Origin of the sequence: Jeotgalicoccus psychrophilus DSM 19085 (assembly GCF_000425845.1) — a bacterium.
GTDB lineage: Bacteria > Bacillota > Bacilli > Staphylococcales > Salinicoccaceae > Jeotgalicoccus > Jeotgalicoccus psychrophilus.
Genome location: NZ_AUEF01000007.1, coordinates 157,137 through 172,377, shown reverse-complemented (window position 1 = coordinate 172,377; position 15,241 = coordinate 157,137). Strand labels below are relative to the sequence as shown.

Annotated in this window: 16 protein-coding genes; 8 read left to right on the top strand and 8 right to left on the bottom strand. The window is 39.9% G+C overall.

The genetic code is table 11. The annotated features are described in order from the left end of the window. The first annotated feature begins 117 nt into the window (after nt 1-117). Complete coding sequence (locus tag H625_RS0103660) at nt 118-1,305, top strand: NADH-dependent flavin oxidoreductase (protein ID WP_026858712.1); 1,188 nt, start codon at nt 118-120, stop codon at nt 1,303-1,305. 96 nt (nt 1,306-1,401) lie between these two features. After that, entirely contained in the window at nt 1,402-2,409 is a 1,008-nt protein-coding gene (locus H625_RS0103655) for an NADP-dependent oxidoreductase (protein ID WP_026858711.1), read from the top strand. Between the two features lie 54 nt (nt 2,410-2,463). On the opposite strand, the gene H625_RS0103650 is transcribed toward H625_RS0103655, so the two are convergent. The 4 genes from H625_RS0103650 to H625_RS0103635 form a co-directional block, all read right to left on the bottom strand. Next, nucleotides 2,464-2,988 (bottom strand): GNAT family N-acetyltransferase, encoded by a 525-nt coding sequence (locus H625_RS0103650; protein WP_051238952.1) that lies wholly within the window; start codon nt 2,986-2,988, stop codon nt 2,464-2,466. Between the two features lie 46 nt (nt 2,989-3,034). Continuing rightward, a complete protein-coding gene (gene rlmD, locus H625_RS0103645; protein WP_051238960.1) occupies nt 3,035-4,429 on the bottom strand; it encodes a 23S rRNA (uracil(1939)-C(5))-methyltransferase RlmD in 1,395 nt (464 codons plus the stop codon). A gap of 436 nt (nt 4,430-4,865) precedes the next feature. Then, nucleotides 4,866-5,894 carry an NAD(P)/FAD-dependent oxidoreductase gene (locus H625_RS0103640; RefSeq protein ID WP_035785103.1) on the bottom strand — a complete coding sequence of 343 codons (1,029 nt, stop codon included), beginning with the start codon at nt 5,892-5,894 and terminating at the stop codon, nt 4,866-4,868. A gap of 14 nt (nt 5,895-5,908) precedes the next feature. Continuing rightward, nucleotides 5,909-6,859 (bottom strand): ABC transporter substrate-binding protein, encoded by a 951-nt coding sequence (locus H625_RS0103635; RefSeq protein WP_026858707.1) that lies wholly within the window; start codon nt 6,857-6,859, stop codon nt 5,909-5,911. Nucleotides 6,860-7,066: 207 nt separating this feature from the next. Between H625_RS0103635 and H625_RS0103630 the strand changes: the two genes are divergently transcribed. Next, a complete protein-coding gene (locus H625_RS0103630) occupies nt 7,067-7,273 on the top strand; it encodes a hypothetical protein (protein WP_026858706.1) in 207 nt (68 codons plus the stop codon). A gap of 33 nt (nt 7,274-7,306) precedes the next feature. On the opposite strand, the gene H625_RS0103625 is transcribed toward H625_RS0103630, so the two are convergent. Then, a complete protein-coding gene (locus H625_RS0103625; RefSeq protein WP_245573094.1) occupies nt 7,307-8,518 on the bottom strand; it encodes an iron-containing alcohol dehydrogenase in 1,212 nt (403 codons plus the stop codon). Nucleotides 8,519-8,697: 179 nt separating this feature from the next. Here H625_RS0103625 and H625_RS0103620 point away from each other — a divergent pair, with 179 nt between their 5' ends. Genes H625_RS0103620 through H625_RS0103605 form a run of 4 tightly spaced genes read left to right on the top strand, consistent with a single transcriptional unit; the run spans nt 8,698 to nt 11,210 of the window. Next, the gene (locus H625_RS0103620) at nt 8,698-9,015 is read left to right on the top strand and encodes a PadR family transcriptional regulator (protein ID WP_026858704.1); all 318 of its coding nucleotides are present in this window, start codon (nt 8,698-8,700) and stop codon (nt 9,013-9,015) included. Then, nucleotides 9,008-9,601 carry a DUF2812 domain-containing protein gene (locus tag H625_RS0103615; protein ID WP_026858703.1) on the top strand — a complete coding sequence of 198 codons (594 nt, stop codon included), beginning with the start codon at nt 9,008-9,010 and terminating at the stop codon, nt 9,599-9,601. The genes H625_RS0103620 and H625_RS0103615 overlap by 8 nt, the downstream gene beginning before the upstream one ends. A 24-nt stretch (nt 9,602-9,625) precedes the next feature. Beyond that, the gene (locus H625_RS0103610) at nt 9,626-10,501 is read left to right on the top strand and encodes an ABC transporter ATP-binding protein (RefSeq protein WP_026858702.1); all 876 of its coding nucleotides are present in this window, start codon (nt 9,626-9,628) and stop codon (nt 10,499-10,501) included. Next, nucleotides 10,488-11,210 carry an ABC transporter permease subunit gene (locus tag H625_RS0103605; RefSeq protein ID WP_026858701.1) on the top strand — a complete coding sequence of 241 codons (723 nt, stop codon included), beginning with the start codon at nt 10,488-10,490 and terminating at the stop codon, nt 11,208-11,210. The genes H625_RS0103610 and H625_RS0103605 overlap by 14 nt, the downstream gene beginning before the upstream one ends. A gap of 38 nt (nt 11,211-11,248) precedes the next feature. On the opposite strand, the gene H625_RS0103600 is transcribed toward H625_RS0103605, so the two are convergent. Together H625_RS0103600 and H625_RS0103595 are read right to left on the bottom strand one after the other, a co-directional pair. Beyond that, nucleotides 11,249-11,548: a TIGR04104 family putative zinc finger protein gene (locus tag H625_RS0103600; protein ID WP_026858700.1), complete on the bottom strand. Its 300-nt coding sequence runs from the start codon at nt 11,546-11,548 to the stop codon at nt 11,249-11,251. A 12-nt stretch (nt 11,549-11,560) separates the two neighbouring features. Beyond that, complete coding sequence (locus tag H625_RS0103595; RefSeq protein WP_026858699.1) at nt 11,561-12,589, bottom strand: DUF4097 family beta strand repeat-containing protein; 1,029 nt, start codon at nt 12,587-12,589, stop codon at nt 11,561-11,563. Nucleotides 12,590-12,740: 151 nt separating this feature from the next. Between H625_RS0103595 and H625_RS0103590 the strand changes: the two genes are divergently transcribed. After that, complete coding sequence (locus H625_RS0103590) at nt 12,741-13,700, top strand: threonine ammonia-lyase (protein WP_026858698.1); 960 nt, start codon at nt 12,741-12,743, stop codon at nt 13,698-13,700. 24 nt (nt 13,701-13,724) lie between these two features. Here H625_RS0103590 and H625_RS0103585 read toward each other — a convergent pair whose 3' ends face one another. Next, a complete protein-coding gene (locus tag H625_RS0103585; RefSeq protein WP_026858697.1) occupies nt 13,725-15,125 on the bottom strand; it encodes a DHA2 family efflux MFS transporter permease subunit in 1,401 nt (466 codons plus the stop codon). Between the last annotated feature and the right edge of the window lie 116 nt (nt 15,126-15,241).

Below are 15,241 nucleotides of genomic sequence, written 5' to 3'. Positions count from 1 at the left end.
TCCCCCTATGAACTCAGCCCGCTTGCTCATTATCAGGAACTCAACTGATTGACAATAATTTTATAGATTGCTACTTTGAAAGTAATCATTAAAAGAACGTATATAAGGAGCAGCATGATGAATAAAAAATATTCAGCTTTATTTGAACCTTTACTTTTACCGAACGGCATTGAACTGTCAAACCGCTTCGTTCTGTCGCCGATGATTACCAACTCATCAACCCGTGATGGCTATGTAACAGATGAAGATACACTGTATCATGCAAGAAGAGCGGCATCAGCACCAATTCAAGTCACAGGGGCCGCTTATATAGAACCATACGGCCAGCTGTTTGAATACGGCTTCAGCGTTGCTGATGACAAAACAATTCCGGGGCTAAAAAAGCTCGCTGCAGCCATGAAAAAAAACGGTGCTAAGGCCATTCTCCAACTGACACATGCCGGACGCTTTTCAAACCAGGCAATACTGGATCTAGGTGTTGTTTACGGTCCGAGCTTTATGGAATTAAATACGCCGATTAAACACCAGGTGCTGCCGATGACAAAACGTAAAATTGATACGGTGATCCAGCAATATGCCGACGCTGCAGGACGTGCAATTGAAGCAGGCTTCGACGGCATTGAGATATCTGCCGCACAGCGGCTGTTAATACAGACTTTCTTCTCGAAATTCTCAAACGAACGGGACGACGAATACGGTGCAGATTCACTCGAAAACCGGTCCCGTTTCGGCCTTGAAGTGATTAAAGCAGTGAGTGATGTCATTAAAGAAGAAGCGCCTGAGGATTTTATATTCGGATTCAGAGGCACGCCGGAAGAAACACGCGGCGATGATGTCGCTTACAGCGTGGAGGACTTCTTGCAATTTGTCGACTGGGCCGGGGAAATTACAGATATTCACTACCTTGCGATTGCCAGCTGGGGACGCAATATTTATCAGAATGAAGTCCGGGCTAAAGGCCCCTATCAGGGTCAGCCGGTGAACAAAGTCGTCTACGAGCATGTTAAAGGCAGAATCCCGATGATGGCAACCGGCGGTGTGAATACCCCGGACAAAGCATTGGAGGCATTAGAATATGCAGATATGGTAGGCGCATCCAGTCCGTTCATTACAGAACCTGACTTTGTGCCTAAACTGCGGGACGGCCGCGAAGACGACATTGATTTGCAGTTCACTATTGCAGATCTGGACGATTTAAAAATTCCTAAAACCGCATTTAAAGACATTGTACGCATGATGGACTACGGCGAAGGCCTGCCGAAAGAAACGCGCGATGAACTGAGACGTTTGGCGGATGAAGAATAGCTGATTTATCGGGTTTTATCCACAGTAATTGAAACTGTCCTTTTAAGGGTATTGATATTAAGTATGCACTTACACAATATTTTGAGGAGGATTATTTTGAAGAATGAACAACTAGTTTTAGCAAAACGTCCGGAAGGTCTTCCGGGTGATGATGTTTTCAGATTCGAAGAGACGGATGTTAAGAAGCCTGAGACTGATGAACTCTTAATAGAAAGTGTTTATATTTCAGTCGATCCTTATATGCGCGGACGCATGAATGATGCTAAGTCCTATGCAAAACCTTTTAATATAGATGAACCTCTAAGCGGTCATATCGTCGGCAGAGTTGTCGAATCGAATGCTGATGGTTTTAAAGAAAATGATGTCGTGACAGGCAGATTGTCATGGAAAAAATATAATACGACCGCAGCTGAAAATGTAAGTAAAGTAGTTTCAACTGATGTACCCTTCCATTTATATTTAAGTACACTTGGTATGCCGGGGCACACTGCTTACGGCGGCTTACTCAACATCGGTAAACCGGAGAAAGGCGAAACTGTTGTTGTGTCGGCAGCTTCAGGAGCTGTCGGTTCTGTTGTCGGTCAAATCGCTAAAATTAAAGGTGCACGAGTTGTCGGTATTGCCGGCGGTTCGAAAAAAGTAAACTACCTTACAGAAGAATTAGGTTTCGATGCCGGTGTCGATTACAAAGCTGATGATTTCAAAGATAAATTAAAAACAGCTGTCCCTGACGGCATTGACGTATATTATGAAAATGTCGGCGGCACTGTGTCTGACGAAGTATTTAATCATTTGAACAGATTCGCAAGAATTCCTGTCTGCGGAACCATTTCTTCTTACAACAGTAAAGACGATAACGGTCCACGTGTTCAAGGACAGCTGGTTAAATCCCAGGCATTGATGCAGGGATTTCTCGTTGCACAGTTCGAAGATGAAGCTGAAGAAACGAGCAAGCAGCTTGCACAGTGGGTTCAGGAAGGTAAAATTAAATCCGAAGTATCAATTGCAAAAGGTTTCGATAAACTGCCCGAAGCTTTTAGAAATCTCTTTACCGGAGACAATTTCGGCAAGCAGGTCGTTAAAGTATCGGATTCACTAGATTAATATAGTAAAAAGCCGTTTGAAGATTTTTATCATCTTCAAACGGCTTCTTTATTTTTAATAAATTAAGCTTAATATTCTGCCATAATAAGATTTGAATAAAGCATGATATTCAAATTCGTAAACATCTTCCCCTAAATATAAAATTTCGTACACTATATTTTTATCTTCAATTTCAAAATTAGTATTTAAAAAGCCATTTTTCTCATAGAACTGTTTTCTTTTAAACCTCTGCTCATAATTATCCGCAGCACGATCGACTTTTTCTATATTTAAAAGTAAACGTTTGTCTTGGTAAATTTCTTCTAAATGTTGTAATACCATGCTCCCGTAGCCTTTCGACTGCTGTGACGGATCAATAGCAAGATAAAACACATAAACAATATCTTTATAATATGTTAAGTACAAAAAGCCAATATACTCACTTTCATCATAAATCGCATATAAATCGCAATTTTTCTTTTTTGATTTATACATTAAAAGCCAAAAGGGAACTCGTTCATATTTAGGGAATGCCTCGAAATATAAATCTTTAACCTTCGGCAATTCATTGGTTTTATCCAAATGAATTAAATTAATCACCGTTTTAATCACCTTTCACTTTTAATACTGATAAAACTAAAGATTTCTATTTTGTTTTCACTAACAGACTTACTACTTCTACGTGAACTGTATGCGGGAATAAGTCTACAGGCTGTACAGTTTTTAATTCATAGCCGAATTCTCTCATCCATGTAATATCTTTTGCAAATGTTTCAGGGTTGCATGATACATAGACAACTCTGTCCGTTCCGAGTCTGGCAATACGGCGCATTACTTTGCCGCCTGCACCTGAACGCGGCGGATCCAGCATAAGTAAATCAGGAATGCCCCACGTTTCCAGTATTTCATCCATACCGCGACGTGCGTCTTTGGCAAGAAAGTACGTGTTATCAATGCCGTTGTCTACTGCATTGCGTTTCGCCGATTCAATAGATGATTCAACAATTTCAATGCCTGCAAGTTCTTTTACTTTCCGAGCAAATGGCAGTGAGAATGTTCCTACACCGCAAAACAAATCAATCATACGTTCATGTTCTTTCGCATCTGCCATTTCAAGTGCCAATTCAACTAATTTTTCCGCCTGAGTCGGGTTCGTCTGGAAAAATGTATCGAACCATGTACGGTATTTATAGCCGTACATTACATCGTGAATATAATCTCTGCCGTGCAGCAGGTGCGTATCTTCAGATTGCGTACGGTCGGCAATATCTGTATTTACCATCCACATAATGCTCTTCATGTTATTAAAACTTGAAGTAAGTTCTTCAACCAGTTCATCGATTAAAGGCTCTAAATCACCTTCCGGTTTTTCAGTTGCAAATACTGCAAGCATCATTTCTTCTGTTTCCTGAGAACGTCTTACCATTAAGTGACGGAGCAGTCCGGTGTGGTTTTCTTTATCGTATCCCGGTAGCTCATATTTTCTCGCCCATTTAGAAACAACGAGCATGGCATCAACCATTTCATTGTTTGCAATTAAACACGTATTGATATCGATAATTTTACGGAAATTGCCAAGTTCGTGCATGCCGAGCTCACCGTTTTTACCAAACGTAAATTCCATCTTGTTACGGTATTCAAACGGATTATTTTCCATGCCTATCGCATCTTTAACAAGTGAAGTATCGAAATCGTTCTTTTTCAGTTCACGCTTAACAAAATCTGTTTTCTCTTTTAACTGTGCCTCATAGCTCCAATGCTGCCACACGCAGCCTCCGCATAATGAAAAATGCGGGCATGGCGGTGTAACCCTGTCAGGGTTCGCCGTTACTATTTCTTTTGGCAGGACATTGGCACGCTTTCTCGTTGGATTCGGCACTTCAACAGTCACCGTTTCCCCTCTCAATGTCTGCGGAATAGCCAGATTCAATTTGCGCGGTTTATGTCCGCCATGGTCGCGCAGTGCGTAACCGCGTCCCGAACCTTTACTATCCAGTTCATCTATCGTTACTGTAAATGTTTCAATATGATCGTTATCAATTTTAACCAATATTATCCCCTCACACATCTATTCATTCTTATAATTTTACTGATAGAGATGACTTGTTGCAAGCTAAAATGATAAAAGCCTGATTGGAAATTCTGGATACACATGAGCCCCTGTCACCCCAATCCCGTAAGTGCCGGATACACATGAGCCCCTGTCACGCCAGTCCCAAAAGCTCTGGATACACGTGAACTTCTGTCATGCCAGTCCCGATAGCTCTGGATACACGTGAACTTCTGTCATGCCAGTCCCGATAGCTCTGGATACACATGAGCCCCTGTCATACCAGTCCTAAAAGCTCTGGATACACGTGAACTTCTGTCATGCCAGTCCCAAAAGCTCTGGATACACTTGAGCCCCTGTCATGCCAGTCCTAAAAGTAAAAACGACTTAAAAATCTTAATATAAAGATTTCCAAGCCGCCTAATAATTAATACATAATTTTTTTATTTTTATTTTTAAAGCGCTGATTATGCGAAGAGACCATTGCAAACTGATCAGCCTTCGGATCAATATAGGTTTTCGCGTTGTTCACAGCGTTCACTGCATCTGCATATGCACCGGCAATCAGGTTCACTTTCCCCGTGTATCTGATACAGTCTCCGGCAGCAAATATACCCGGTACGTTTGTCAGGCCGGTCGGTGCAGCTTTAACGAAAAAGTCATTTTCCAGATTGAGTCCGAGGTTATTCTCTCTGAACAGCAGATTTTCCTGATCGTAGCCGTGATTTACAATCAGCTCATCGTAAGCATTATGAGTAATATCACCTGTCTGATTATTAGTAATCTCGACGTATTCCATCAGCTCTCCGCCGCTGACGCCTGTGACTTCAGACTGTGTCATTACTTTAACACCATTTTTCTGAAGTCTGCTGACATCTGCTTCATGTGCTGTCAAATCATCTCCACGGTATATAATATGAATCTCACGTGCAATCGGCGACAGGTCATTGGCCCAGTCCACCGCTGAATAACTGCCACCGGTAATGAGTATTTTTTTATCCGTAAAGCGCTTAATATCAGGTACTGCATAATGAAGATTTTTATTTTCAAACAGATGTGCATTTTCAATATTCAGCTTAACGGGCTTAATCATACCGCCTCCGCCGATAGTAATGATGACACTTTTAGAATAATGTTTATCTCCTGTTGATGTTTCAACACTAAAATATTCATCGTTCTCTTTTTGAATATTAGTCACTATCGTATTCAAGACGACGTCCGGTTTGAATGTCAGTCCCTGCGCAATCGATTTTTCTATCAATTTACCTGCAGCAAGGGGCTCAGTTCCGCCGATATCCCAAATCATTTTCTGCGGATAAAGATGAACTTTGCCGCCGAGTTTATCCTGTCCGTCGATTATTTTAGTCTTCATTTCTCTGAGCCCTGCATAAAATGCACTGAACAATCCTGCAGGTCCCCCGCCGATTACAGTGACATCATATATATTCTTAGTCATCAACAATACACTCCTTAGTTAGAACCCAATGCTTCTTCGACATCTTCGACGATTAAACTGTTCGCAATATAGCCGCTGTATAACCAGCTGTCAGCCTGTGTGTATTCGTAAACATTGCCATTTTCTACTGCCGGAATGTTTTTAAATACATCATCTGAAAATGCAGTCTCGCTGTCACCTTCGGCATTGCCGATAAAGAATATATGGTCCGCTTTCATTTCCGCAAGACTCTCAAGTGATGCTTCAATCCACGGTGTTTCATTATCAGTTGAAAGTTCTTCTACTAACGGCGGTGCGCTTAAACCTAAATCGTTATATAATACTTCACCGCTCGATTTATCTTTATTTGAGATAAAGTAAGAATCACCTGTCCACCAGATTGCAACTGCTGTTTCCTCACCAACTTCACTTTCCAGCTCCGCTGAAGTTTCTTCAATAAGAGTATCGTATTCAGCTATTTTTTCTTGTGCCAAATCTTCTTTGCCGAACACTTCGGAAACGCGGGTTAAACGGTTTCTCCAGTCGTCGTAGCTGCCGCTCTCAACAACGAAAGACGGGGCAATTTTAGAGTAGCTGTCGTACTTTTCCCCATCAGCCAGATCAGCTGAGCTTAACAGAATTAAATCGGGCTCTTCTTGCACTACCGCTTCAAATGGCAAATCAAACGGCATTAAAGGCAGTCCTTCGAGACCTTCAGGCTGCAGATATTCCTGAACGCTGTCTTCGCCGACTGTCCACTGTGCTGCCGGTGTCTCCTCCAGTGTAAGTATATCGTCTTCCAAGTATGTACCGATAATACGTTCCGGGTTTTCAGGCACTGTTACTTCATTACCTGCATCATCTGTTAATGTAAATTCTTCACCTGCTGCATTCTCTGTTGACTCTTCAGCTGTATTTTCTTCGCTGTTTGAACAACCTGCAGCAAAGATTGATATTCCAAGCATTAAAACTGCTAATTTTTTCATCTATTTTCTCCATTCAATTTTTGTAATAAATCATGACACTGATAATCATTATCAATAGAATTTTATGCTTAATATCGCTTAATGTCAACTATTCTTAATACATCTAAGTAAAAAAATTAAAAGTTTTAATATCTATTTATCGTTTCGATTTACACCCTCGTGGTATATAAGTAAAAAGAGAAATTTTACCGTTAAGGGGATGATAGTATGACTGCATACAGACATCGCGACTTTAATTCCGTCTACCGGTTTATGGCAATAGGTGCTGCTATCGGTATTTTAATAGGAATTATCACAGGTTTAATTTTCGGACATGCCGGCTTTTGGATATTAGCAGGAATTGCACTCGGCATTAGTGCCGGCGCTGCTATTGAAGCATCTCTGCACACTCCGCCTACTAAAAAAGAAGGATAGTTCACATGATGAACTATCCTTCTTTTATTGATATTAAGAAACCATTAATTGTTTATACATTCTTATAAAATCTGATTTACTGAACATTACCGGTACCGGATATAAAGGATTCGCTTCTCTGTAAGCTGCATCAGCCAGTGATTTCAAATCTTCATTTTTCAATTCCTTAAACTTCGTACCAACATCCATTTTGGTATTTAGTTCTTTAATGCTTTCAATAAATTTTTCTGCTTTAACTTCAATACTGTCCCCTTCTTCAGTCACTTTCGCAATATCACCGAGATGCGCCAGTTTACCGTGAACCGCTTCGCCGTATTCTTCCAGAATATAAGGCAGAATAATAGAAACTGCCTGGCCGTGCTGGACATTGTATCGTGCACCTAAAGCATGGGCCATCGCATGAACATTTCCTACGTAGGCTCTTGTAAATGCCTTGCCTGCAAAATAAGACGCCCGCTGCATATTTGTGCGCGCCTGAATGTCCTGACCGTTGTCATAAGATTTATATAAATTATCATATATCAGTTCAATTGCTTCCTCGCTCAGCATTTTCGTTTGCTTCGTATTGCTGCGGTTAAGATACGCTTCCACTGCATGTGTTAATGCATCCATACCTGAAAAAGCCGTCATATGCTGCGGCAGACCAAGAAGAAGTTCCGGATCAAGCACTGCTGCATCAGGCATCAGCTTAGTATCAATTATTGCGTATTTCTCCTTCGTTTCACTGTCGGTAATAACAGCTGCGATTGTCGCTTCACTGCCGGTTCCCGCTGTTGTCGGCACCGCAACGAAATAAGGCAGTTTCTTTCTTACTTTCAAGACACCTTTAAAACGGCTGAAATCCGTAGTGTTTTTCGCTGCTGCAATACCTGTACCTTTAGCGCAGTCGATTGCCGATCCGCCTCCAAAGCCGATAATACCATCACAATTTTGTTCGTTATATACATTTACAGCTTCTTTTATATTTTCTGTTGTAGGATTCGCCACTGTGCCTTTATATATAAAATAAATAATATTTTCTTCATTTAAACTGTCGAGCATTTTATCGAGAAGACCCGCTTTTACAATGCCTTCATCAGTCACGATTAAAACTTTTTTTATATTTTCTTCAGTTAATTTAGGAGCCAGTCTATCAATGCACCCCACACAGTTCATTACTGTTGGCGGCTGCCAGTTTAATAAGTGTGCAGTACTCTTCATTATCCCCTGATATGCACGGCTGTACATTTTAAATAACATAGTCATCTTTCCTTCCACACGTTCAGAAATAATCTGTTACATATATTCTATATACCCATTCCTAAATTTGAGTGAGAGTAAAATGATAAAAAGATTAAATTCACTGCTTATTTTAATAACACTATACAGTTGAAATGTATACAGTCTAACTATATAGTTGAACTATATACTAAGAGGTGAATAATATGAGACCGAAACTTTTACCGTTATCGGAAACAATGCATTTAATTATGCTGGCATTAAAAAAGCCTCTGCACGGCTATGCGATTATGCAGCACGTCAGCGAAATGTCCGGCGGCCAGGTTAATATCGCAGCAGGCACACTTTATGGTGCACTTGATAACCTTAAAAAAAATCAGTATATAGAGCTGATTTCAGACCCTGCAGAACGCAAAAAAGTCTATCAGGTCACCACACTTGGTGAGGAAATACTGGAACTCGAAAACATACGCTTAAAGAAATTTATTTCACTTTATGAGAGTGAGGATGGTTCAAATGAATAAGTACAAATTCTTTATTGATCCATTAAAAGAAGAACAGTGGATTAACCAGATGCAGAAGAAGAGCTATCGTTTAACTGATATTTCACTGGATTTCATTTATAAGTTTGAAAAAACTGCTGAAGATTACGTTACACAGGTGGATTATCAAGAGTATATGAACAAATCCAGATACGAGGAATATATCAGCATTCACGAAGAATTCGGCTGGGAACATATCAGAGGCGGCCGCTTCGGTTCGATGACGCAAGTATGGTCAAAAATCCCCGATGGCAATGATGAGCTGTTTTCTGACAGAGAGTCTAAAATTAATTATTATAAAAGATACATGGAAATGACCAGCACATTCGCAATTCTATTTTTAGTGTATTCAATGCTTTTTCTTCCAGACGGTCCGGGAATGATATTTTTAACGCCGGGCTTATGGGAGATGCAGGGCATGGAATTTTGGAGAGCTTTTCTGTTTGAACTGCCCTTCGCTCTTATGAGAACCTTGCCGGCGATACTGTTCCCCATTGTGACAGTAATGTTCTTTGTTGCCTATTACAGAATGAATAAAGCCAAAAAAGAACTTGAGCTGGAAAATTAACAGTTTCTTAAAGGGGAGATTTAAATGGAACTTACCAATATTTCTAAAAAATATCGAAGCAATGTTGTGCTCGACAATATTAACTTCACAATGGATTCGAATGTTACCGGTTTAATCGGTAAAAATGGTGCGGGTAAAACGACAATAATGAAAATAATGTGCAGTATTATTCAAAACTACTCCGGTACGGTAAATAAAAATGACGGTGCTGAGATTGGTTATTTAATCGAAGAACCGAAGTATTATAAAAATAAATCGGGGGAATACAACATCGAATATTTCACAAAAATATACACACCTAATTATGACAAGATATATATTAATTCACTGCTTGAACAGCTTGGCATGACCGGCTATGTAAATAAAAAGATGAAAACATATTCAATGGGAATGAAACAAAAACTCGGTCTCGTCATCGCTCTCGCCAGAAAACCGGAGTATCTAATTCTCGATGAGCCTACTAATGGTATGGATCCGGACGGTTCGATAGAGGTCCTCAGCATTATCCGCAAGCTGGCTGCCGATTACGGCATGAAAGTGCTGATTTCGAGTCATAAACTGGAAGATATTGAAGCTGTCAGCGATGATATTGTTTTTATCGATAAAGGGAAACTCAGCAGCAAAGAAAATGTAGAACAGCTGAGTACAACTGTGACAATGTCGTTTGTCTTTGATAATGAGGATACTGAATTTGCATTAAATGTCATTAAAGGCTTCGATGATAATGCTAAACTTACAGAGAATATCGTATCTACTACTTCAGTACACCTTCTGCAGGAAATATTAAAAGCATTGAGTGTTGAAAGCATTTATCCTGCTGACATTAACAAACAACAGCGCTCGGTTAAGGACTACTACTTTACTCAAATGAAAGGTGGCGGTGAGCATGAGAATCAGTAAATTGGTTTCGTATGATCTTAAAAATATAATGACGAGCTGGCTCACTTACTTTTCAATTGCACTGTGTGTTCTGCCTGCCTTCGGGATTGCCTACTCTGTAGCAAACTTCAAGGGTCCATTTGAAGTGATTCAGCTGACATATTTCTTTGCATTCTTCGGCTCACTGCTGGTAGTAATTATTGCGATGCTGTCCTATACAAAAGACCTCAGCCAGAATACAATTACTCTTATGATGAATGAAAAATCGTCACGGATAAAATACTATATAGCAAAAGTTATTACTATCGGTATTATCGGGCTGATCTTTGGAATCGCTGGTACACTCTCAACGTATTTCCTGGCGGAATATGCAGGACTTGAAATGGCAGGAGAACTGTTTTGGCAAATTCCGCTTCATTATGTACTCTATGCATTGTTCTACGGGACACTGTTTTTAACAATCAGTACATTCTTTACGAATGTACTCGCATTATTTATCGTTGCGGTGCTGTCGATTATGATGCTGCCGACACTGTTTGATGGACTGCTGTTGTGGAACGATTTACCTGAATGGGCTGGAACATTTATAACGGACTGGTTCCCGCTCTACTTTATTTCGGAAACGATCGGTTCGCATAATTGGATAACAGAACATTATATATCAACTATTGTCGCGATTATTCTGATTATCGTAATTGGCTTAATTAGAATTCAGAAAAAAGATTATTAGTGTAAAAAACCTCCGCGGAATAATTTCCGGGAGGTTTTTTATATTGGGAATTCTTCTTTCCGAGATAATTCAATTAATGATATCTGAAGTAAAATCACTATTACTACGGCTATCAATCCAATAGCTATATGAATCATTATCGGTGTATCGAAAAATATCGGTACAAACATTGCCAGTGGCACTACCATACTCAGCATTGATCCCTGTCTTTTCGATTTCAAACTGATATGCTGTTTTTCTCCGCAGTACGGACATTTTGCTGATCCATCTAGTGTTTTAAGTGTTCTCGCTTTATCTTTAAACGTCCATTCCATCTGACATTTCGTACAGCGTGCCAAATAATCCGCTCCTTATGATAATGTTATTTTGACTGATCCCATCTCACTCATATATTCCGCTCTGTAAAGCTGCTCTCTTATTTTGTTTTCCTCCAGTGCATTTTTCACTTTTCCAACTTTTGCCCGGGCAACAATTTTAGTATTTTCAGGCGGTGTCCGATAGTTTACACTGACTGAACCCATCTTGCTGAGTGCTTTTAAATCACTGTCAGGCGTCAAGTTATCCAATGAAATTTTGCCGAGTTCCGTAATTAAATTGTACCTTTCCGCCTTAACGCCGCCAGCGGTTATACGGCCCATTTCTGTTTCCATATAGAGATTTCGGAAGTCACTTGATTCCACTTTTAATGCTCCCATAGCAGACTGGAATTCACCGTAGTTACCAGTCAATCCTGCCGCTTCTATTGCGCCTTCTTTTGTTTTCACTTTAAATTCTTCCGCTTCAATATCACTGATAATCACTTTGCCATTTTTATTATTCACGGTAAGCATATCAAGTTTTTCCGGCCAGGTTATTATCAGCTCATCTTTTTTAAGCTGCTTGCGCTTTTTCATAAAATCAATGATGTTATTAAACTTTACTTCATCTTTTGAACTGCTGTGATATATCGTCAGCTGAGCATTTTCCGCTTTATATTCAAGCTTGCCTTTATGAGTGTAACTTAAAAATTTAATACCGAGTTTCTTGCCTTTTTCGATTTTAATATCGACCATCTCACCGTTAATAACGAGCTGATTAATATTATAGTCTTTCATTTCTGCTGCAAAGTTTCCTGTAACAGGATGCATGACCATTTCTGTTACTTTAGGTTTTGGTTCCGGTTTTTGCTCCGGTTCTTCTTCAACAATCTCTTCAGCGATAAACTTCTCGGCGACTTTACGGGGTTCCCCTAACACTTTAAGAAGATATTCTTCTGTATCTCCAAGTTCCATCGCTTTTTTTATTTGTGCTTCAAAATCAATTATAATCTCCTTGCGCCGATGTTCAGGCAGTACATTAAGTTCTTGATCCAGTTCTGTTATAAACTCATTTAGCGACATTTAATTCCCCTGCTTTTCAAATTTCCTCTATTGGATAATAACCTTTAATATCATTATAAATGCAGTTTTAATATATTGCCAAATATCGTATATTTATATTTTACCGGGAAAGCGTTATGATTAAACTAATTTATAAAAAGGGGATGTTCATATGACTTTAACACTATCCGATATTCAGGCTGCACACGAACGGATTAAACCTTATATCATCAAAACACCTGTTTTAAGACTCCACAATCTCGAAGAAATTCTAGGCTGTGAAGTATATGTTAAATTAGAAAATATGCAGCGTACTAAAGCCTTTAAACTGCGCGGGGTAATGAATGCACTGCTTCAGCTTACAGATGAAGAGCTGAAACGCGGAGTTGTCACTTCATCTTCCGGAAATCACGGTCACGCTGTTGCTTATGCATCAAAAATGCTCGGTATTAAAGCGACTGTTGCAGTACCTGATACTGCGCCGCCCTTTAAACTTCAAAAAATTGCAGAGCACGGTGCTGAAATTATTCCGACAACTGTCGAAGAACGTTTTAAACTGCAGGAGTCACTGGTTAAAGAACATGGTTATACATTAATTCCTCCTTTTAATGATTACCGCATTATGGCGGGACAAGGTACTGTCGGGCTGGAGATCTTAGAGCAGCTTCCGGATGTGGATCATATATTTGTTCCTGCGAGCGGCGGTGGTTTAATCAGCGGTATCGGCGCAGCAGTTAAAGAAATGACAGATGGTGTTAAAGTCCACGGTGCTGAACCGGCGAACTTGCCGAAATTTTCTACGAGTCTGCAAAATGGTGAACTAACTCAGGTTGAAAACAAAGGCACAATCGCAGATGGTTTAGTCAGTATTATTCCAGGTGAAAAGAACTTCCCACTCGTCCAGAAATACGTTGATACATTCTATACAGTCAGTGAAGAAGCGATGAAAAAAGGTCAGAAATTAATGTTGATGGAAGCGAAAATCTTAACAGAAATATCTTCTTCAATCGCTATCGGCGGTATTCTAAACGGAGAGATAGAAGTGAATAAGAAAGACAAGATTTGTTTCGTTATTACCGGAGGTAATTTAGGTTTCGATCAGCTCGACTATATTAAAGACACTGACTACTAAATAAAAACAGCTGAAGCAAATGCTTCAGCTGTTTTCTTTTGTACTGTCATAGATAAATAATGAGCCGATTAATCCAATAAAAGAAATCCCTGTTATAAAGTAAAATGCGAAGTGCGTGCCTGCAGCGATTCCAAATTCCGTACTTCCGAGAGACGCTGACCCCTGTCCAATCGTGAACAAGGTAATTGCAATAGCAGTACCGAGCGCCCCGCCGACCTGAGTCAATGTGTTCATCGCAGCAGAACCATCCGCATATAACTGATGGGGCAGCTGATTCATCGCATTTGTCTGAGACGGCATTATAGTCATAGGTAAACCGATAAACATTATCATAAACAGCACAATAACCTGCCATACAGGTGTTGCATCACCAAGAACTATTAAAAATCCGATATTCGCAGCGGTAATCAAAGCGAATCCGGTAACGACAAAGAACTTTGGTCCAATCTTATTGTACATAGCCCCTACAACAGGTGACATTACAAAATTAAGTATGTTCCCCGGCAGTAAAATCAGTCCTGCCACTGCAGCTGTAAACAGTAGTGCTCCTTTTAAATAAAGCGGCATTAAAATTGATGTCGATAAAATTATAAAAAGACTTAAAAACATCATCAGTGTTCCAAGTGTAAACATTGGGAATTTAAATATCTCTAAATTAATAAGTGGCGTTTCAAGTACTGTTTGTCTACGTGCAAATAAAATTAATGACACTATACCTAATATCAACGGCAGCCAGACAGTAACTGTTGTAAATGGATTATCTGCATACATGCTTAAACCGTAAACAATGCCGCCAAAACCAATCGTTGAGTAAACAACAGAAATATAGTCCAGCTTCGGTTTTGTGACTGTCGAAACATTTTCGACTACTATTAATGAATAGATCAGCAGTAACGCGTACAGCGCTGCACTGATCCAAAAAATATAAGTCCAGCCTACAGTTGTGATAATTACACCGGAAGCCGTCGGACCAATGGCTGGAGCAGCCGTAATAACAAGTCCCATCAATCCCATAACCATTCCGCGTTTATGAACCGGGAAAATCACCATCAGCACACTCAGCATCAGCGGTAAAATTATTCCCGTTCCAAGCGCCTGAACAATTCGGCCTAAGAGCAGCAGTTCAAAACTTGGAGATAATGCAGCTATCACCGCACCAAGTCCTGATATTGACAGTGAAGCAGCAACCAGCTGCCTCGTTGAGAACCATTTAATTAAAAATGCTGAGACAGGTATTAAAACTGCCATCGTCAGCAAATATCCGGTAGTCAGCCACTGAGCGGCAGATGCCGTAATATCGTATTCATTCATTACATCGGTCAATGCCATATTTAAAGAAGTTTCCCCGAACAGCCCGACAAACGCTCCAAGCATTAGTGCAAACGCCATTAATTTCGTATGTTTAGTATTTATTAAAGCTTCCATTACATTCTTCTTTCTTTTTTAAAATAGTTTTTTACATTAATTATTCCGGTTACTGTACTTCTTTAAATCATATCAGATTATCTTTTAATTACTTACTTAAATCGTACAAAAAAAGC

What these genes read in the sequence shown, in the direction of transcription:
- H625_RS0103660 (WP_026858712.1), top strand. Translation starts at nt 118, where the DNA reads ATGAATAAAAAATATTCAGCTTTATTTGAACCTTTACTTTTACCGAAC.
- H625_RS0103640 (WP_035785103.1), bottom strand. Translation starts at nt 5,894, where the DNA reads ATGACTAAGAATATATATGATGTCACTGTAATCGGCGGGGGACCTGCA.
- H625_RS0103635 (WP_026858707.1), bottom strand. Translation starts at nt 6,859, where the DNA reads ATGAAAAAATTAGCAGTTTTAATGCTTGGAATATCAATCTTTGCTGCA.
- H625_RS0103630 (WP_026858706.1), top strand. Translation starts at nt 7,067, where the DNA reads ATGACTGCATACAGACATCGCGACTTTAATTCCGTCTACCGGTTTATG.
- H625_RS0103625 (WP_245573094.1), bottom strand. Translation starts at nt 8,518, where the DNA reads ATGACTATGTTATTTAAAATGTACAGCCGTGCATATCAGGGGATAATG.
- H625_RS0103620 (WP_026858704.1), top strand. Translation starts at nt 8,698, where the DNA reads ATGAGACCGAAACTTTTACCGTTATCGGAAACAATGCATTTAATTATG.
- H625_RS0103615 (WP_026858703.1), top strand. Translation starts at nt 9,008, where the DNA reads ATGAATAAGTACAAATTCTTTATTGATCCATTAAAAGAAGAACAGTGG.
- H625_RS0103610 (WP_026858702.1), top strand. Translation starts at nt 9,626, where the DNA reads ATGGAACTTACCAATATTTCTAAAAAATATCGAAGCAATGTTGTGCTC.
- H625_RS0103605 (WP_026858701.1), top strand. Translation starts at nt 10,488, where the DNA reads ATGAGAATCAGTAAATTGGTTTCGTATGATCTTAAAAATATAATGACG.
- H625_RS0103595 (WP_026858699.1), bottom strand. Translation starts at nt 12,589, where the DNA reads ATGTCGCTAAATGAGTTTATAACAGAACTGGATCAAGAACTTAATGTA.
- H625_RS0103590 (WP_026858698.1), top strand. Translation starts at nt 12,741, where the DNA reads ATGACTTTAACACTATCCGATATTCAGGCTGCACACGAACGGATTAAA.
- H625_RS0103585 (WP_026858697.1), bottom strand. Translation starts at nt 15,125, where the DNA reads ATGGAAGCTTTAATAAATACTAAACATACGAAATTAATGGCGTTTGCA.